At 52.6% G+C, this 18,761-nt stretch carries 15 protein-coding genes, 3 tRNA genes and 1 other RNA gene; 10 read left to right on the top strand and 9 right to left on the bottom strand.

The window, feature by feature from the left end; all coding sequences use genetic code 11:
* Positions 1 to 142 precede the first annotated feature (142 nt).
* The gene (cfa, locus tag CTZ24_RS08885) at positions 143 to 1,291 is read left to right on the top strand and encodes a cyclopropane fatty acyl phospholipid synthase (RefSeq protein ID WP_021185249.1); all 1,149 of its coding nucleotides are present in this window, start codon (positions 143 to 145) and stop codon (positions 1,289 to 1,291) included.
* A 76-nt stretch (positions 1,292 to 1,367) separates the two neighbouring features.
* On the opposite strand, the gene CTZ24_RS08880 is transcribed toward cfa, so the two are convergent.
* Positions 1,368 to 2,018, bottom strand: a complete 651-nt coding sequence (locus CTZ24_RS08880; protein WP_021185250.1) for a riboflavin synthase — start codon at positions 2,016 to 2,018, stop codon at positions 1,368 to 1,370.
* Between the two features lie 202 nt (positions 2,019 to 2,220).
* Here CTZ24_RS08880 and CTZ24_RS08875 point away from each other — a divergent pair, with 202 nt between their 5' ends.
* The 6 genes from CTZ24_RS08875 to CTZ24_RS08850 all read left to right on the top strand — a co-directional run bounded on the left by CTZ24_RS08875 (position 2,221) and on the right by CTZ24_RS08850 (position 6,308).
* Positions 2,221 to 3,594: an MATE family efflux transporter gene (locus tag CTZ24_RS08875; protein ID WP_208725334.1), complete on the top strand. Its 1,374-nt coding sequence runs from the start codon at positions 2,221 to 2,223 to the stop codon at positions 3,592 to 3,594.
* Positions 3,595 to 3,747: 153 nt separating this feature from the next.
* Positions 3,748 to 3,824 (top strand) — tRNA-Val (locus CTZ24_RS08870).
* Between the two features lie 3 nt (positions 3,825 to 3,827).
* Positions 3,828 to 3,904: transfer RNA gene (locus CTZ24_RS08865), tRNA-Val, on the top strand.
* Between the two features lie 31 nt (positions 3,905 to 3,935).
* Positions 3,936 to 4,012: transfer RNA gene (locus CTZ24_RS08860), tRNA-Val, on the top strand.
* A gap of 342 nt (positions 4,013 to 4,354) precedes the next feature.
* Entirely contained in the window at positions 4,355 to 5,767 is a 1,413-nt protein-coding gene (gene pykF, locus CTZ24_RS08855) for a pyruvate kinase PykF (RefSeq protein WP_208725333.1), read from the top strand.
* Positions 5,768 to 6,071: 304 nt separating this feature from the next.
* Positions 6,072 to 6,308 carry a major outer membrane lipoprotein gene (locus CTZ24_RS08850; RefSeq protein ID WP_007374746.1) on the top strand — a complete coding sequence of 79 codons (237 nt, stop codon included), beginning with the start codon at positions 6,072 to 6,074 and terminating at the stop codon, positions 6,306 to 6,308.
* A 60-nt stretch (positions 6,309 to 6,368) separates the two neighbouring features.
* On the opposite strand, the gene CTZ24_RS08845 is transcribed toward CTZ24_RS08850, so the two are convergent.
* From CTZ24_RS08845 to sufA, 7 genes are all read right to left on the bottom strand, one after another.
* Positions 6,369 to 7,403 carry a L,D-transpeptidase family protein gene (locus tag CTZ24_RS08845; RefSeq protein ID WP_208725332.1) on the bottom strand — a complete coding sequence of 345 codons (1,035 nt, stop codon included), beginning with the start codon at positions 7,401 to 7,403 and terminating at the stop codon, positions 6,369 to 6,371.
* Between the two features lie 65 nt (positions 7,404 to 7,468).
* Positions 7,469 to 7,885 carry a cysteine desulfuration protein SufE gene (gene sufE / locus CTZ24_RS08840; protein ID WP_021185254.1) on the bottom strand — a complete coding sequence of 139 codons (417 nt, stop codon included), beginning with the start codon at positions 7,883 to 7,885 and terminating at the stop codon, positions 7,469 to 7,471.
* A 19-nt stretch (positions 7,886 to 7,904) separates the two neighbouring features.
* Positions 7,905 to 9,128, bottom strand: coding sequence for a cysteine desulfurase SufS (sufS, locus tag CTZ24_RS08835; protein ID WP_021185255.1), 1,224 nt, complete (start codon positions 9,126 to 9,128; stop codon positions 7,905 to 7,907).
* Positions 9,125 to 10,402 (bottom strand): Fe-S cluster assembly protein SufD, encoded by a 1,278-nt coding sequence (gene sufD, locus CTZ24_RS08830; protein WP_208725331.1) that lies wholly within the window; start codon positions 10,400 to 10,402, stop codon positions 9,125 to 9,127. Before sufD ends, sufS begins: the two co-directional genes overlap by 4 nt.
* Entirely contained in the window at positions 10,377 to 11,123 is a 747-nt protein-coding gene (gene sufC / locus CTZ24_RS08825) for a Fe-S cluster assembly ATPase SufC (RefSeq protein WP_021185257.1), read from the bottom strand. The genes sufD and sufC overlap by 26 nt, the downstream gene beginning before the upstream one ends.
* A 35-nt stretch (positions 11,124 to 11,158) precedes the next feature.
* A complete protein-coding gene (gene sufB, locus CTZ24_RS08820) occupies positions 11,159 to 12,652 on the bottom strand; it encodes a Fe-S cluster assembly protein SufB (RefSeq protein WP_013508841.1) in 1,494 nt (497 codons plus the stop codon).
* A 7-nt stretch (positions 12,653 to 12,659) separates the two neighbouring features.
* A complete protein-coding gene (sufA, locus tag CTZ24_RS08815) occupies positions 12,660 to 13,034 on the bottom strand; it encodes a Fe-S cluster assembly scaffold SufA (RefSeq protein WP_021185259.1) in 375 nt (124 codons plus the stop codon).
* Between the two features lie 389 nt (positions 13,035 to 13,423).
* Between sufA and CTZ24_RS08810 the strand changes: the two genes are divergently transcribed.
* Positions 13,424 to 13,828 (top strand): hypothetical protein, encoded by a 405-nt coding sequence (locus tag CTZ24_RS08810; RefSeq protein WP_013508839.1) that lies wholly within the window; start codon positions 13,424 to 13,426, stop codon positions 13,826 to 13,828.
* A gap of 41 nt (positions 13,829 to 13,869) precedes the next feature.
* On the opposite strand, the gene ydiJ is transcribed toward CTZ24_RS08810, so the two are convergent.
* The gene (gene ydiJ / locus CTZ24_RS08805; protein WP_208725330.1) at positions 13,870 to 16,923 is read right to left on the bottom strand and encodes a D-2-hydroxyglutarate dehydrogenase YdiJ; all 3,054 of its coding nucleotides are present in this window, start codon (positions 16,921 to 16,923) and stop codon (positions 13,870 to 13,872) included.
* A 207-nt stretch (positions 16,924 to 17,130) separates the two neighbouring features.
* Between ydiJ and ydiK the strand changes: the two genes are divergently transcribed.
* A complete protein-coding gene (gene ydiK, locus CTZ24_RS08800) occupies positions 17,131 to 18,243 on the top strand; it encodes an AI-2E family transporter YdiK (RefSeq protein ID WP_021185261.1) in 1,113 nt (370 codons plus the stop codon).
* 254 nt (positions 18,244 to 18,497) lie between these two features.
* An RNA gene (gene rprA, locus CTZ24_RS08795) (antisense sRNA RprA) lies at positions 18,498 to 18,605 on the top strand.
* Positions 18,606 to 18,761 lie beyond the last annotated feature (156 nt).

The raw sequence follows: 18,761 nt of genomic DNA, 5'->3' as shown, positions 1-18,761 counted from the left end.
GTGCCAGACATTTCTATTCAGATTCATACCTCTGTAAAACGTCGGATATCTGGCGCACGGATTTTCCGTGAGTTCTCTCACAAGCCTGGAGAAATTGACTATTCTTTTCTCAGGTTGAAATCGGAAAGGTGATGGAGAAGCTATGAGTTCATCGTGTATAGAAGAAGTGAGCCTTGAAGAAAACCACTGGTTTCGTATCGCCCATGAATTACTGGAACGGGCTGATATTGCCATTAATGGCACTCGCCCCTGGGATATTCAGGTTAAGCATCCGGATTTTTTTAAACGGGTCCTGCAAGAAGGTTCATTGGGCTTAGGTGAAAGCTATATGGACGGTTGGTGGGACTGTGAAAATCTCGACATGTTTTTCCACCGCGTACTGAAGCACCACCTGGATCAACAATTACCGCATCATTTTAAAGACACGTTGCGTATCGCAGCCGCGCGTCTGACCAATTTACAATCGAAAAAACGCGCCTGGATTGTCGGTAAAGAGCATTACGATCTTGGAAACGACCTGTTTTCTCTGATGCTTGATCCCTTTATGCAGTACTCCTGTGGTTACTGGAAAGAGGCCGAGACGCTGGAACAGGCGCAACAAGACAAACTCGATATGATTTGCCGCAAGCTGCAACTGAAACCCGGCATGACATTGCTTGATATTGGTTGTGGTTGGGGTGGACTGGCAGAGTTTGCCGCACGCAATTATGGCGTGAAAGTGCATGGTGTCACCATTTCGGCAGAGCAACAGAAGATGGCACAGGAGCGTTGTGCCGGTCTGGACGTCACCATTCTGTTGCAGGATTATCGCGACCTGAATCTGCAAGTTGACCGTATCGTTTCAGTCGGCATGTTCGAACATGTCGGTCCCAAAAATTACGCGACCTATTTTGAGGTGGCCGATCGTAATTTGAAGCCGGACGGTATTTTCCTGCTGCATACCATTGGGGCAATTAAAACCGATATGAATGTTGACCCCTGGATCGATAAATATATCTTCCCGAATGGTTGCCTGCCCTCCGTACGCCAGATTGCTAATGCCAGTGAGTCACATTTTGTGATGGAAGATTGGCACAATTTCGGCGCGGATTATGACACCACGCTAATGGCCTGGCATGCGCGTTTTCTTGACGCCTGGCCGCAGCTGGCAGAAAAATACGGTGATCGTTTTAAACGCATGTTCAGCTATTATCTCAATGCCTGCGCTGGTGCATTCCGCGCGCGTGATATTCAGCTGTGGCAAGTGGTTTTCAGCCGTGGGGCTGAGGGCGGCCTGCGCGTCGCGCGTTAACCTCCCTTTTGTAGCGGCGTGACTAATCACGCGCTTTTAAAACAGCGCGATAAATCGCGCCGCTACGAATGCCAGGTTATTCACTCTCGTCGGACTGCTGCTGCGCCAGAGCGGCTGCTTCACGTTGTGCCAACACGCGCTCAACGGTTTCGACAATAGCCTGGGTATGCGGATCAATCTCGATATTCACCTTGTGACCTAACTTCTTCGCGCCAAGCGTGGTGCGCTCCAGCGTTTCCGGGATCAGGTGCACACAGAATTTACTCCTGGTCACATCACCCACCGTCAGGCTGATACCATCAATACCGACAAACCCTTTATGCAGAATATATTTCATCTGCGCCGGGTCCTGTAATTTAAACCACACCTCACGGTTGTTTTCTGACTGAATAATTTTGCAGATTTCTGCGGTGGTCATAATATGGCCGGACATTAAATGACCGCCAATTTCGTCGCTGAATTTTGCAGCGCGCTCAATATTCACCACATCACCCACCTGCAATTCACCCAGGTTGGTAATCCGTAAGGTTTCTTTGATTAAGTCAAAGCTCACCTGGTCACCGTCAATCGCTGTTACCGTCAGGCAGCAGCCGTTATTCGCCACTGATGCGCCCAGCGCCAGCCCCGGCAATAACTCTTCCGGCAGTTTCACGACATGGGTGCGAAACAACTCTTTTTCTTCGATTGCAACAATCTCTGCCGTACCTTGTACAATTCCAGTAAACATAATCTCAGCCTCTGCGAAGTTTGCGCTAGTTTATCACAGCTGCCCCGTTCGGGTTTAATTTGGCGGCGCGTGAAATTTACACAATCGTTTTAACAAAATGCGAACAAAGTTTGGCTAAGCGTCAACAGACCGGTACACTAGGCCGCGCATTCTTTGGGGATTTCTCCCCGTTCTCTTCTTATTATTAAAATGCAGGTGATACGTGCAGAAGTATTTAACAGAAGCGCGTCAATTGCTGGCCCTTGCGATCCCGGTCATCCTTGCTCAGGTTGCTCAGACCGCAATGGGTTTCGTGGATACCATTATGGCCGGTGCGGTAAGCGCCACGGATATGGCCGCCGTTGCGGTGGGCACATCTATCTGGCTCCCCGCCATTCTTTTTGGTCATGGTTTGCTGCTGGCATTGACGCCTACCGTTGCGCAACTCAATGGGTCGGGACGACGTGAGCGCATCGCGGAACAAGTCCGTCAGGGTTACTGGCTGGCGTTTTTTGTCGCGCTGCTGATCATGGTGGTACTGTGGAACGCAGGCTATCTGATTCATGCCATGCATGATATTGATCCACTGCTGGCCGCCAAAGCCGAAGGCTATCTCCATGCCCTGCTGTTCGGTGCGCCTGGCTACCTGTTTTTTCAGGTGGCGCGTAACCAGTGTGAAGGTTTGTCGAAAACCAAACCCGGTATGGTGCTGGGTTTCCTCGGTTTGTTGACCAATATTCCACTCAACTATGTGTTCATTTATGGTCATTTCGGCATGCCAGCGCTGGGTGGCGTGGGCTGTGGCGTCGCCACCGCCAGCGTCTATTGGGTAATGTTTATCGTAATGCGCTTCTGGCTTAAACGTATGGGCAGCATGCGCGATATCCGTATGAATACCGCCTTCTCCACCCCGTCGCGGGTCATTCTGTCACGCCTGTTTGGCCTTGGTCTGCCGGTCGCACTGGCGCTGTTTTTTGAGGTCACATTGTTTGCCGTGGTCGCGCTGCTGGTTTCGCCACTCGGTATTGTCAAAGTCGCCGGGCATCAGATCGCGTTGAATTTCAGCTCACTGATGTTTGTCCTGCCGCTGTCGCTCGGGGTAGCCACCACCATTCGCGTCGGTTATCGCCTGGGTCAGGGTTCCACAGAACAGGCGCGGGTCGCGGCCTGGACCGCGCAAGGGGTCGGCATCAGTATGGCAGCTCTCACCGCGTTGTTTACCGTGACCTTCCGCCATCATATCGCGGCGCTGTATACCGCGAACCCGGAAGTGATCACCCTGGCGGCGCAACTGATGCTGTTGGCAGCCATCTACCAGTTCTCTGATTCGATTCAGGTGATTGGCAGCGGTATCCTGCGTGGTTATAAAGATACGCGTTCTATCTTCTTTATTACCCTCGTCGCTTACTGGGTACTGGGGCTGCCGGTGGGTTATATTCTGGCGTTGACTGATCTGGTCGTACCAAGACTTGGCCCTGCCGGTTTTTGGTGTGGCTTTATTGTCGGACTGACTTCGGCGGCAGTGATGATGCTATGGCGCATTCGCCGTTTGCAACGCCTCCCTGCGCAGGTGATTCTTACGCGAGCAGCACGCTAAGTCGCTGAGCGGGCCGGAAAAGGCCCGCAACGCCTAAAAAAACGACGCATAGCACAGATGCTGGTCAGTCATGATGAAAAATCGCTTTTTCCCCTTGCCAGCTCATCTGCCTGCCGTTAATATTCGTCCCCGCTGTCGCCCTGACAGCGTGTTGCGCTCTTAGCTCAGTTGGTTAGAGCACCACCTTGACATGGTGGGGGTCGATGGTTCGAGTCCATTAGAGCGCACCAAGTGCGTCCGTAGCTCAGTTGGTTAGAGCACCACCTTGACATGGTGGGGGTCGGTGGTTCGAGTCCACTCGGACGCACCATTTCTTCACCCTGAAGTATCACGGGTACAATGCGCTCTTAGCTCAGTTGGTTAGAGCACCACCTTGACATGGTGGGGGTCGATGGTTCGAGTCCATTAGAGCGCACCACTCTTTTTCAGTTTCCTGTTGCGCAACTCTCTCTTCCTTGATCTGTATCGTTTTATCTTACTGCTTTCATATTGGTTTTCGCATACTTAGCGACTATACTATGCCGCGTTGTCCCACTTGAAAGGTTTCAGCGCTAACGTGTTAATGGCGAGAACTCAAATTATTTGCGCAACACCGCCTGGTCGGTTCTCTCGCGAACCGCATAACTTCCCTGCACGCTTAGCTATCGTCTCCTATTCTTACTCTGTATTGCCCTTATCAACACCAAACGAATTTCCACTTCGGTGCCTGCGCATCGAATCCCAACCTTTATCATCCATCACAACTTACAGATAAGCTGACATGAAAAAGACCAAGATCGTTTGTACTATCGGTCCGAAAACCGAATCGGAAGAGATGCTGACTCAACTGCTGGAAGCAGGCATGAATGTCATGCGCCTGAACTTCTCTCACGGGGATTATGCCGAACATGGTCAGCGCATTACCAACATGCGTGCTGTCATGGAAAAAACCGGTCGTCAGGCTGCGATTCTGCTGGACACCAAAGGTCCTGAAATCCGCACCATGAAACTGGAAGGCGGCAATGATGCCCCATTAAAAGCAGGCCAGACCTTTACCTTCACCACTGACCAGTCCGTCATTGGCAACAGCGAGCGCGTCGCCGTCACCTATGCGGGTTTCACTGAAGATCTGAAAATCGGCAACACCGTGCTGGTTGATGATGGCCTGATTGGCATGGAAGTTATCGAAGTCACTGAAAATACTGTGGTATGTAAAGTGCTGAACAACGGTGACCTCGGCGAGAATAAAGGCGTTAACCTGCCAGGTGTCTCCATTCAGCTGCCGGCTCTGGCGGAAAAAGACAAGCGTGACCTGATTTTCGGTTGCGAGCAGGGTGTCGATTTCGTTGCCGCGTCCTTTATCCGTAAACGTTCTGATGTGCTGGAAATTCGCGAGCATCTGAAACAACACGGCGGCGAACACATTCAAATCATCTCTAAAATCGAGAATCAGGAAGGTTTGAACAACTTCGACGAAATTCTCGAAGCGTCTGACGGCATCATGGTGGCCCGTGGCGACCTCGGCGTAGAGATCCCGGTTGAAGAAGTGATCTTCGCGCAGAAGATGATGATCAAGAAGTGCAACAAAGCACGCAAAGTGGTGATTACCGCCACTCAGATGCTGGATTCCATGATCAAAAACCCACGTCCAACCCGTGCTGAAGCTGGCGACGTGGCAAACGCCATCCTCGATGGTACCGATGCGGTGATGCTGTCTGGTGAAAGCGCCAAAGGTAAGTATCCGCTGGAATCGGTCACTATTATGGCGACCATCTGTGAACGTACCGACCGTGTGATGAAATCACGCATTGATTCGCTCCAGGACTCACGCAAACTGCGTATCACGGAAGCCGTGTGCCGTGGTGCCGTTGAGACCGCTGAAAAGCTGGAAGCTCCGCTGATCGTCGTCGCCACTGAAGGCGGCAAATCAGCCAAAGCCATCAGAAAATACTTCCCGGATGCGACCATCCTGGCCTTGACGACCAATGCCACCACCGCACGCCAGTTGATTCTGAGCAAAGGCGTTGAAACCCACCTGGTTAAAGAAATTGCCTCAACTGACGATTTCTATCGTATTGGCAAAGAAATGGCGCTCGAGAGCGGTTATGCGCAAAAAGGCGACGTGGTAGTGATGGTTTCTGGTGCACTGGTTCCAAGTGGCACCACCAACACGGCATCTGTACACGTACTCTGATTTTCGCTTGAATGTTTATTAAAAAGCGCCCTTTTCGGGCGCTTTTTTTATTCCGGGTCTAATACAAAAGCACGAAATTACCAATCGATAATAACTATTCAAAAACCCGGAAAATTAAGGCTAATCCGATTAAATATCTCTGTTTTAGCTAAATATTTTTATCATCTTCTGCTAAACGATGCTTCTTTGAGCGAACGATCAAGTTTAAGCGTGTTCTCAGCAAAAATTTATTCTCAACTCAAAAAGCTTTGTGTAATACTTGTAACGCTACATGGAGATTAACTCAATCTAGAGGGTATTAATAATGAATCGTACTAAACTGGTACTGGGCGCGGTAATCCTGGGTTCAACTCTGCTGGCTGGTTGCTCAAGCAACGCTAAAATCGACCAGCTGTCTTCAGACGTTCAGACTCTGAACGCTAAAGTTGACCAGCTGAGCAACGACGTGAACGCAATCCGTTCTGACGTTCAGGCTGCTAAAGATGACGCAGCTCGTGCTAACCAGCGTCTGGACAACCAGGCTCACTCTTACCGTAAGTAAGAGTTCTGGTACTAAAAATGGCGCCATTATGGCGCCATTTTTTTTGTACTGAATTCACCGTCAGGGTTTGGTCACTGTCGTTCCGCTGGCCTCACTGATAGTCGCACGCCCCGCTTCATTCCCCTGCTGAGACTGCACCACCTGCGGCATCGCCGTATCCTGCGTCACCGGTTCACCACTGCTTACCAGCACCGGCATCCCTGAACGTCGTTCCAGCGCAGCCTTAATCAACGCAGTATCGCTTTGCGGGCTATTCATGAAGGTCTTCATCGGCGCAGTTAAGGCAATCGGCATAGTCTGCGGATCGTCTTTATCGGTGCGAGAGAGCGGCTGATGCACTTCGATATAGCGCTTACCATCCGGTTCGATGGCATATTTCACCGGCTGATTGATCACCTGCACACGCGTCCCCTTCGGCACGCTGGCGAACAACGCTTCAATATCTTCCGGACGTAAGCGGATACAGCCGGAGCTAACGCGCATACCAATACCGAAATCCGCATTGGTACCGTGAATCAGATATTGCCCGGTACCGCGTGCCAGACGCATGGCAAACAGCCCCATAGGGTTATCAGGGCCGGCAGGGACCACGCCCGGCAAGGTGATGCCTTCTTTGGCGTAGCGTTTGCGGATATTGGGTGTGGGTGTCCAGGTCGGATTGGGGATCTTTTGGCTGATGCTGGTTACCATTACCGGCGTCGCTGCGCCGAGCTGACCAATGCCAATCGGATAGACAATGACCCGGTCTTCCCCTTTGGGATAGTAATAAAGACGTAACTCAGCAAGGTTTATCACAATCCCTTCATGCGGCGTGTCTGGCAACAGCATCTGCAAAGGGACGGTGAGCTGAGTCCCGGCTTTCGGCAACCAGGGATCAACGCCAGGGTTTGCTTCCAGCATCCCCAGCAAACCAATCTTGTAGTGGCTGGCAATGCTTTCCAGTGGCCGCTTATCATCCGGCACCACAGTCAGGGTATTTTCACCAATTAAGCGGCTGCCCGCCTCGGGCAGAGGGTATTCCGTGGCAAGCGCAGGTGCAGAGAGTCCCCAGCAGGACAACAGCAATGCACCGGCCAAACGTAAAGCTGGTCTCATGCAATTTTCTCTTTGTCGGAAGAAACAGACCCCGGTCAGGTTGGCCGGGGTCTGGAGAGTGTATCTTAGCTGAGGGTCTGAGCGTTATGACGGATAGCGCGAATCATCGCTTCCAGCCCCTGCGAACGTGAGGGGGTAAGGTGTTGGGTGAGTGCTAATTGTTCAAACCAGTAGCGCACATCAAGGTCCAGGATTTCTGCCGCTTTCAGCCCCTGATACAGGCTAAATACCACGGCGATCAAGCCCTTAACAATGGCGGCATCGCTGTCGCCCTCAAAAGCAATAGTACCATCCGTTTGTGGAGTCATGGTGATCCACACCTGGCTTTGACACCCGGAAATCACGTTTTCCGGCTGATATAAGCTTTCGGACGATTCTGGTAATTTTGCCCCGAGTTCAATGATGTAGAGGTACTTCTCTTCCCAGTTAGCGCAACGGTTGAAGTTGCGCACCAGTCTCTCTTTATCTGGCAAATTTGCCATTTGATACTCCTGAATCTGCTCAACCGCCCAGCAGACGATGAATTCGCGTCAGACCTGCCGCCAGACGGTCGGCTTCTTCTTCGCTGTTATACAGCGCAAAAGAGGCACGGCACATGGCGGGTACCGCATAATGACGCATCAGCGGCATTGCGCAATGGTGGCCAGTGCGGATGGCGATGCCGTACTGGTCAAGGAAGCTTCCCACATCAAATGCATGGTGCTTACCAAGATTAAACGCCACCACGCCGCTGCGTTCGACCGGACCATAAATGGTCAGATCCGGCACCGAGGCCAGCTTATCCAGCGCATAACGCATCAGCATCGACTCACGCTGCTGAATGGTGTCCAGCCCGAGATCGGTGATCCATTTCAGGGCTGCACCCAGACCAATGATCCCACCCGTATTGGGAGTCCCCGCCTCAAAACGCCAGGGCGCGGTATTCCAGGTGGTGCCGGTGGGCAACAGCACCTGATCGATCATTGAACCGCCACCTTCCCACGGAGGCATGATATCGAGCAGCGCTTTGCGGCCATACAGCACGCCAATCCCGGTCGGACCGTAGATCTTATGCCCTGAGAAGACGTAGAAATCGCAACCGATATCCTGCACGTCAACCGCATGATGCATCACCGCCTGGGCACCATCCACCAACGTCACCACACCCGCCGCTTTCGCCTGGGCAACAATGGCTTTCACCGGGTTGACCGTGCCCAATACGTTAGAAACGTGGGTCACCGCCAGCAAACGGGTACGGCTGTCGATCAGCCCTGCCAGTTGTTCCAGCGCCAGCTCACCTTGCTCATTGAGGGGCAGCACACGGATTTCCGCACCGGTACGCGCAGCAACCATCTGCCAGGGCACGATGTTGGCGTGATGCTCCATCTCGGTAATGATGATGTTGTCGCCCGGTTGCAGCTGACTGCCACCCCAGCTGTTAGCCACCAGGTTGATCCCCTCAGTGGTGCCTTTGACGAAAACAATCTCTTCCGGGGAGGAGGCATTAAGAAAACGCGCGGCCTGAGTGCGCACGTTTTCCATATCGGTAGTGGCCTGGGCACTCAGCGAGTGAATGCCGCGGTGCACGGCCGCATAGCCGTGCTGGTAGAAATGACTTTCCGCATTAATGACGGCCAGCGGACGCTGTGCGCTGGCCGCACTATCCAGATAAGCCAGCGGATGACCGTTGACCTCGCGTTTCAGAATCGGAAATTCCGCTCTGATTCGTTCGAGATCGAAACTCATGACTCAACTCCCGGGATGCGCGCAGCAATGCGCTGCAACACCGCCTGACGTAGAACCGGATTCTCTAACTTTTCAGTCAACTCAGCGGCAAAGGCATGGATAATCATACGCTGAGCCGCAGACTCTTCAATACCACGCGAACGCAGGTAGAACATCTGCTCATCATCAATACGGCCTACGGTAGCACCGTGGCTGCACTTGACGTCATCAGCATAGATTTCCAGTTGCGGCTTGGTGTCCACTTCCGCCAGACGCCCCATCAACAGGTTGTTGTTGGTCATCTGTCCGTCAGTTTTCAGCGCATGCTGAGCCACTTTAATCATGCCGTTGAACACCGCACGGCCTTTGTCACGCACGATGGTTTTGTGCATCTGACGGCTCATGCAGTAGCCTTTGTTGTGTTCCAGGTAGCTGCGCGTATCGCACACTTCCTGGTTAATCGGCAACGCCAGGCTATTCATAGCAAGGTTGGTGTTCTCACCGTTCAACTGTGCGCTGGTGTTGTGACGTGACAACCCGGCACCCAGCAGGAAGCTGGTAGTACTGACCTGCGCATCACGGCCGATCACCACGTCGTTATGCGCGAAGTGGTAGCTCTTATCGCTCTCAAACGACAGTTTGATATGCGACAGTTTGGCATTCTCAGCCACGTCAAAGGTGAAACGTGCGCCAGTGAAATGGGCGACATCATTCAGGGTGACGTAATGCTCAATCACTTCCGCCTCTGCGCTGGCTTCCAGTTGCAGATGGTGGCGGTGATGTACGGTATTCATACCCGCGTCCTGGCCGCTGGTAATGTGCAGCAAATACAACGGCAATGCCGCCGCTTTACCACGCGCCAGACGGATGCTGGTCGCTTCTTCTGCCAGGCTTTCCGTCAGGTGCAGGAACACTTCCGGCTGAATCGGGGCCGGCAACGGACGACGTTCAGCGGCCTGCGAATGCTGGATCTCAAACAGGCCAGTGTCACGGCTGCTGAGCGAAGCCTGGAAACGACCATCCACATACACCAGACGTACCGCTTCGATCGGCAGCGCCAGGGCTTCCACCTGCTCCGCCGTCACTTCCTGCGGTTGCGGCAGCACAAACTGCTGCCCCAGCAGACCTTCCAGCGGGGTGTATTTCCAGTTTTCATGCTTGCGCGTCGGCAAGCCGAGACGCATCAGTTGCTGCCAGTGCTGCTGTGCCTGCAAAGAACGCACGTCACCGCGCGACTCAAACAGGTGATGCCACTGTTGCAGCGCGTTATCACTCTTCGTCGGTAAGCCAGCCATAGCCTTGCTCCTCCAGCTGTTTCACCAGCGTAAAGTCACCAGACTTCACAATTTTGCCCTGATACAGAACGTGCACATGATCAGGCTTGATGTAGTCGAGGATGCGCTGGTAGTGGGTGACGATAATGAATGAACGCTTGCCGTCACGCAGGCTGTTGACGCCGTTTGCCACAATTTTCAATGCATCGATATCCAGACCGGAGTCGGTTTCATCGAGAATGCACAGATCCGGCTCCAGTGCCGCCATTTGCAGAATATCGTTACGCTTTTTCTCACCACCGGAGAAGCCCACGTTAACTGAACGGGTCAGCAAATCTTCCGGCATCTTCAGCAGATGGATTTTATCTTCGATAAAGTCCTGGAAATCGAAACGATCCAGTTCTTCCTGCTCACGGTATTTACGCACCGCGTTCACAGAGGTCTGGAGGAAAAATTGGTTGCTGACGCCCGGAATTTCAACCGGATACTGGAACGCCATAAAGATGCCTTCGCCCGCACGCTCTTCCGGCTCCAGCTCCAGCAGATCTTTGCCTTTGAAAGTTACGGAACCGCCGGTGATTTCATAATCTTCACGGCCAGCCAGGGTTGCAGACAGGGTACTTTTACCGGAACCGTTCGGTCCCATAATGGCGTGCACTTCACCCGGCTTCACTTCGAGGTTCAGGCCGCGCAAAATTTCTTTGTCTTCAACACTAACCTGTAAATCTTTGATGCTTAACATACTCTTTCCTTCACATTGCTTCCGGCAACGGGCCATCAGCCCACGCTGTGCTCAAGGCTGATTGCTAACAATTTTTGCGCTTCCACGGCGAATTCCAGTGGCAGCTCGGAGAAAACATCTTTACAGAAGCCGTTAACGATCATCGAGATCGCATCTTCTTCACTGATGCCACGTTGCAGACAGTAGAACATCTGATCTTCACCGATACGCGATGTCGTGGCTTCATGCTCCAGCTGCGCGGTATTGTTACGCGCTTCCACATACGGGAAGGTATGCGCACCGCAATCCGGGCCAATCAGCATCGAATCACACTGGGTAAAGTTACGCGCGTTAGTGGCGGTCGGCATGATTTTCACCAGACCGCGATAGGTATTCTGGCTCTTACCGGCCGAGATGCCTTTCGAAATAATGGTCGATTTGGTGTTCTTACCGATGTGGATCATCTTGGTGCCGGTATCGGCCTGCTGATGACCACTGGTCAGCGCCACGGAGTAAAACTCACCGATGGAGTAATCACCGCGCAGAATGCAGCTCGGGTATTTCCAGGTGATGGCTGAACCGGTTTCTGACTGCGTCCACGACATTTTGCTGTGGTCGCCTTCACACAGGGCGCGTTTGGTGACGAAGTTGAGGATACCGCCCTCACCTTCTCCGCCCGGGAACCAGTTCTGCACTGTGGAATATTTTACTTCGGCGTTCTTGTGGATAATCACTTCCACCACCGCCGCATGCAGCTGATAGGTATCACGCACGGGTGCAGAACAGCCTTCGATGTAGCTCACGTAGCTGTCTTCATCCGCCACCAGAATGGTACGTTCAAACTGCCCGGTTTTTGCCGCGTTGATGCGGAAATAGGTCGACAGCTCCATCGGACAGCGCACGCCTTTAGGGATGTAGACGAAAGTGCCGTCCGACGCTACCGCAGAGTTCAGCGCTGCAAAGAAGTTATCGTTGGCCGGAACCACGGTACCAAGATACTTTTTCACCAGCTCAGGGTGTTCCTGAATCGCTTCACCGAAGGAGCAGAAAATGATGCCCTGTTCCGCCAGTTTGCCACGATAGGTGGTAGCAACCGAAACGGAGTCGAAAATCGCATCAACCGCCACTTCTTTACCTTCACGTACCGGTACACCCAACTGGTTAAAGGCATTTTCCACTTCCTGCGTCAGATACTCACTGGCAGGGGCGCTGCCGGAAGCCTGAGTCGCACCTGGCTCAGAAGCACAGGTGTCATCGCAGTTGCCACAGGAGGGCGCGGAGTAATAGCTGTAATCCTGGTAGTCGAGTTTCTCATAATGCGCTTTCAACCAGTGCGGCTCTTCCATTTCCAGCCAGGCACGAAAGGCTTTTAGACGAAACTCCAGCATCCACTCTGGCTCGTTACGCTTAGCCGAAATTGCCCGTACCACGTCCTCATTGAGGCCATGAGCAAATTCTTCGGTTTGCAGTTGGGTAAAGAAGCCCTCTTTGTAGTTGAGCTTGCCTTCCCACATTTGTACATCGTCAGATGTTTCGCTGTGTCGTGACATATTTCACTTACTCGACGCCAAAGCTTTCACCGCACCCGCAGGCGTGCTGAGCTTTAGGGTTGTTAAATTTAAAGATCTGGTTCAGGCCTTCACGGACGTAGTCGACTTCGGTGCCATCGACAAACGGCATGGCCTGTAGCGGCACATACAGGGTTGCGCCGAAGTATGGGAACTGCAGGTCGTCAGCGGCAGGTTCTTTCACCAGGTCCATGACATAACCAAAACCGGCACAGCCGGACTGTTTCACTCCTACCCGCAGACCCTTGACTTCAGGATCCTGTGCGACCAGGTTAAGAATCTGTTTTGCTGCCGATTCGGTCAGCGTCAGCCCCTTCCAGACGAAATCATCGGGTGAAAAAGAAGCTGCATTTACTGATGACATAGTGCTACCTCGTAAGTCTGGGCCTTTTCAGGCTATCCCCCCTATGGTAGTGATATCAGATATCACTTCAACCTCTTGTTTTGCAGGGATAATCATCTCGTGCTATTTTTTACTGTTGCTTTGTTAAGCATAGTCGCTTCACACTGCTTTGCGGCGGGGAAAACTGCCGCGCCGATACAATTGTAACCTGTTAAAAAATCGCAAAATTTCATTTTGTCACTTTACGATTTTCCGCTGATTGATAGGTTACGCCTTTCCTTAATGTGAAGAAATTGTTATTGCCGATTTGAGTAACAGGCAAAGTAAATCAATAAAATTTCTCTAGGGAATTGCATTCCTGACGTGGTTGAATATGATAATGATTATCATTAACCCATTAAGGTGGCGACATGACGCTTTCCGTCTCAGCCTGGTTACAACACAAAATCGATGAATATAAGTTTTCGGTACGTGATATCACCGTTGACTTCTATATGGCTCAGGCAAAGCTCAACCGCACCGATTGTACAATCGAACAACTGCGTCGTTTTAATGACACCTGTCTCGATATGGCGGAAATCTGCCAATTGAATGGCGATGACCAAAGCTATCTACACGCCATGGGCAAACTCCATCACCGCTTAGTGCAGGAGATGGGCAATGCCGATCGCGACCGTTTGTTCCGTATTCAGGCCTATCAACTGGCGCGCCTGTCGCTGACTCGCTTGTGTCATCAACTGGCGCTGAGCGGCGAGTGGGATCAAGCCACCAGCCTGCAAAGTGATTTCGTCCGTCACGCAGGCTGGATATTCTAATCCAGCTGCGTCCTGACGTCTCCTGGAATTCTACAATTTGTTTACAATAGTTCCAGCAATGCCTGAAGCGGGTGACGCATGCCATTGCCTTCCGCGCGTTTCACCTGACTACGGCACGAGAAACCGGTGGCGAGACAGCGTTGACGCGGCAGTTGTTGCATCTGCGGATGCCAGGACAACGCGTAAATCCCCAGCGAGTTCTCCAGATTTTTGCTTTCGTGTCCATAGGTGCCCGCCATACCACAGCAGCCGACATTAATGTTTTCCAGCTTCGCACCAAAGCGGGCAAAGATGTCCTGCCACTGGTTGGGTGTTGAGGGTAGCGCGGTCACTTCAGTGCAATGGGCAAACAGATACCAGGCCTCGCCCCCGGTGTTTTGCACGGCACGTTCCGCCACCGCAGTCTGCAACCATTCATGGACCAACAACACATTAAAATCACCGCGCTTCTCGCCCAGTACCTGGTTGTACTCATCCCGGTAGCACAACACGGTAGCCGGATCGACACCGACCATCGGCATGCCTAACTGCGCCACACGATTGAGGAAGTCCGCGGTTTTTTCCGCCGTGCGGGCAAAACGTTGCAGGAAGCCTTTGACATGTTGCGCCTTGCCGTTCGGTGAAAATGGCAGCAGCACCGGGCGGTAACCGAGTTTCTCAATCAGTTTGACAAAGTCAGTCACCAGTTGGGCTTCGTAATAGCTGGTAAACGGATCCTGTACTACCAGCACACAATCCTTGCGCGCGTTGCTCTCGAGCGCTTCCAGTTGCTCCAGCGTCAGGTTCATCGCCGGATGGCCACTCAGCTGCTGCTTCAGACTCGGTGAGGAGAGCAACGGCAAATCGACCATGCCGATATGGCTTTTGCTGAGCTCGCGCATCCACGGCTGTTTCAGGAAAAAGTTAAATACCTTTGGCGCTTTCGCCATCAGCGGCGCGTAGCTTTCAACCGTGGCAACCAGATGATCGCTCATCGGGCGCAGATAACGCGTGTGATACAGTTGTAGGAAGCGAGAGCGGAAGTTCGGTACGTCAATTTTAATCGGACACTGGGTCGAACAGGCTTTACAGGCGAGGCAGCCCGCCATCGCTTCTTTTACTTCATGAGAGAAATCATACTCGCCTTGCTTCGCATGCCATGAGTTACGGGTACGCTGAATCAAGGTACGCAGGCTGGCGCGTTGCTCTGGCAGGGATTTCTCCAGCAGCACCGGATCCACCCCCTGCTCGGACAGCAGGCGCAACCATTCACGCGTCAGCGTGGCACGGCCTTTGGGGGAGTGGATGCGGTTACGGGTGATTTTCATCGACGGGCACATCGGGCTGCGCGTATCAAAGTTAAAGCACAGACCGTTACCATTGCACTCCATCGCGCCGCGCCAGTCATTGCGCACTGTGAGCGGGATCTGGCGATCATATGTACCGCGCTTCACCGCATCGACCTGCATCATCGGTTCGTTGCTACCCAGCGGCGTACAGATTTTGCCGGGGTTCATGCGGTTATCGGGGTCAAACGCCGCTTTGATGCGACGCAATTCGTTAAACAGGGTTTCACCGAAAAACGCCGGACTGTATTGCGCGCGGAAACCTTTGCCATGCTCGCCCCACAGCAGGCCGCCATAACGTGCGGTCAAAGCCACCACTTCATCGGAGATCTGTTTCATCAGCATCTCTTGCTGCGGATCGCACATATCCAGCGCCGGACGGACGTGCAGCACACCGGCGTCGACATGACCAAACATGCCATAGCTCAGGCCGTGGCTATCAAGCAGAGCGCGGAAATCGACGATATAATCCGCCAGATGCTCCGGCGGCACAGCGGTATCCTCAACAAACGGAATTGGCTTGGCGCGCCCTTTGGCATTTCCGAGCAGACCTACCGCTTTCTTGCGCATATTATAGATCCGCTCGATGCCGCCTAAGTCGTTACACAGCTGATAACCGATCACTCCACCCTGCTGCTGCGTCATCAGTTCATCCAGACGCGCGCACAAGGTCGATACCTGCTGCTCAATCAGTTCACCGTCATCTCCGGCGAACTCGACGATGTTCAGTCCCAGCATCTCTTTATCCGGCACATCGGTAATCAACTCTTTAACCGAATGCCAGACGATATCTTCACGCGCCAGATTCAATACTTTTGAGTCGACGGTTTCCACCGATAACGCTTTTGCTTCGACCATAAAGGGGGCGTTGCGCAGTGCAGAGTCGAAGGAGTCATATTTGATATTTACCAGCCGGCGCACTTTCGGGATCGGCGTGATATCGAGTCGCGCTTCGCTGATAAACGCCAGAGTGCCCTCGGCACCGCACAGCAGGCGCGTCAGATCAAAGGTGTGCAGATCGTCACTGAACACATGGCGTAAATCATAACCGGTGAGAAAACGGTTCAGTTTCGGGAATTTTTCCAGAATCAACGCACGTTGTTCACGACAACGCGTCATCACCTGCTGATAAATGCGCCCTTCTTTGGTTGGCGTTTGCGCCAGTTTCTCCGCTAAATCGGTCGGCATCGCGCGGGTATCAAGAATATCGCCGCCCAGCAGCACCGCGCGCAGACCCAGAACATGGTCGGAGGTTTTGCCATACACCAGCGACCCTTGCCCGGAAGCATCGGTGTTGATCATCCCGCCCAGGGTGGCGCGGTTACTGGTCGATAACTCAGGGGAGAAAAAGAAACCGTAGGGTTTCAGCCAGGCGTTTAACTGATCTTTCACTACCCCGGCTTCGACGCGAACCCAGCGTTGCTCGGTGTTGATTTCGAGGATGCGGTTCATGTAGCGCGACATATCAACCACAATCCCCTGATTCAGGGACTGCCCGTTGGTGCCCGTGCCGCCGCCGCGTGGGGTAAACACCAGGCTGGCAAAACGTTCTTCCCCTGCCAGACGCGCAATCAGCGCGACATCCGCGGTGGAACGGGGAAAGAGCGCCGCATCCGGCAGCAATTGATAAATGCTGTTATCGGTTGAAAGTGAGAGACGATCAGCGTAACTGGTGGCGGTATCGCCAGTAAATCCTTGCTCTTTTAAGGACGCCAGGAATGTCAGCACCAGTTGAACGAGGCCCGGTGCCTGGGAAATCTGTGGGATCATTATTGAGTGACCGAGATGTTGTAAACGTTTGCGTAGTCGATTCTTATGAATTATTCGTTTTATCACATTTTTCAGTCGCTCGCTGTTTTTTCAGGAAACGTAAAAAGCGGCCTGCATTTCTCTGTTTAATCCTTCTGAAATAGGTAATCATTGATTGGGGACAGTAAACCCCACTGTGAAGGATTCAATTGAGGTCAAAAGGCTGTTATGAAAAACCTGCAAGGCGGTTTGGACTTACCGCAAATGCTGTTCTCACTGATGTTCATCCTGCTGATGATCATCGCCTGCCTCTGGGTAGTTCAACCTTTTATTCTGGGTTTCGCCTGGGCCAGTATGGTGGTAATCGCCACCTGGCCGCTGATGATTAAGTTGCAGCACCTGTTATGGGGACGCCGCTCGCTGGCGGTAATCGCCATGACCATCCTGTTGCTGCTGCTGTTTATCATCCCCATCGCCGTGCTGGTAAATAGCCTGATCGACAATAGCGCGCCGGTTATTGCCTGGGCCACACAGGGCCATATGACGGTGCCACAGCTTGACTGGCTGAAAGAAGTGCCGATGGTCGGTGACAAACTGTTTGTCAGCTACCACAAGTTGGTTGATGGCGGTGGCTCAGCAATTATGAGCAAGTTGCAGCCCTATATTGGTCGCACCACCGGCTTCTTTGTCGCCCAGGCGGGTCATTTTGGCCGCTTTATGCTGCATCTGGGATTAATGCTGCTATTCAGCGTGCTGCTGTACTGGCGTGGTGAGCAGGTCGGGCTGGGTATTCGGCATTTTGCTTACCGTATGGGTGGACGCCGTGGCGATGCCGCGGTGTTACTGGCTGGTCAGGCCATCCGCGCCGTCGCGCTGGGGGTAGTGGTGACAGCGCTGGTGCAGGGCGTATTAGGCGGTATCGGTTTAGCCATCTCGGGTATCCCGTATGCCACCCTGCTTACCGTGGTAATGATTCTTTCCTGCCTGGTACAACTCGGCCCCTTGATTGTGTTGGTTCCGGCGATTATCTGGCTCTACTGGAGTGGTGATACTACCTGGGGCACCGTGCTGCTGGTGTGGAGTTGCGTGGTCGGGACACTCGACAACGTACTGCGCCCGATGCTGATCCGCATGGGTGCCGATTTGCCGATGATTTTGATCCTCTCCGGCGTGATCGGTGGTCTGGTGGCTTTTGGCATGATTGGCCTGTTTATCGGACCGGTGGTGTTGGCGGTATCCTATCGCCTGGTATCAGTATGGATGCATGAGGCTCCGGCACCGGATGACGATCCAGAAACCGTGGTAGAAGAACTCACCGAGCACGACGACCATACTGCCTGACCCTGCCTTACGGTGGTTAACGCCAGTTAACCACCGTCACACAATTCCCTTTTGTTAACGAAAATTTCCATAAGCGATTTTTAAGAAAAACCGCATTTTCACGCCATTCCAGTCAGTTTTGATAACGGAAAGATTATTTTCTGTACTGATTGACGGCCAAAATCCACTAAAAACACGTTTAAAAGATTATCAGCTTTAAACTAATAAGAGGATTCTTAAAGACGCCAGAAGCGGCTGTGAATAACATGTTTCCTATGTTTGAGATCAAACCACTGATTTTTAAACAACCTTTTTCCCCTGAGTAAAGTGAAGAATTGCTGTGTGTAGTCTTTGCCCATCCCCTGTGATGGGCTTTTTTTTGGGGATTTTTTGCCTCAGAGCAGCCCATTCACGGGTTAAATGTCCGATGAGCCCCTCATTGCCTCTCACACCTTACTTGTCCAGGGTGACTTCGACCTTCTGACTGGCGCGTCGTAAATACGGTAAGCAGGGAGGTGATAAGGAGAGTTATCACAACA

This window comes from Pantoea phytobeneficialis, assembly GCF_009728735.1.
Taxonomy (GTDB): Bacteria; Pseudomonadota; Gammaproteobacteria; order Enterobacterales; family Enterobacteriaceae; genus Pantoea; species Pantoea phytobeneficialis.
The sequence above is the reverse complement of the archived record's forward strand: the minus strand, read 5'-3'. Positions and strand labels throughout refer to the sequence as shown.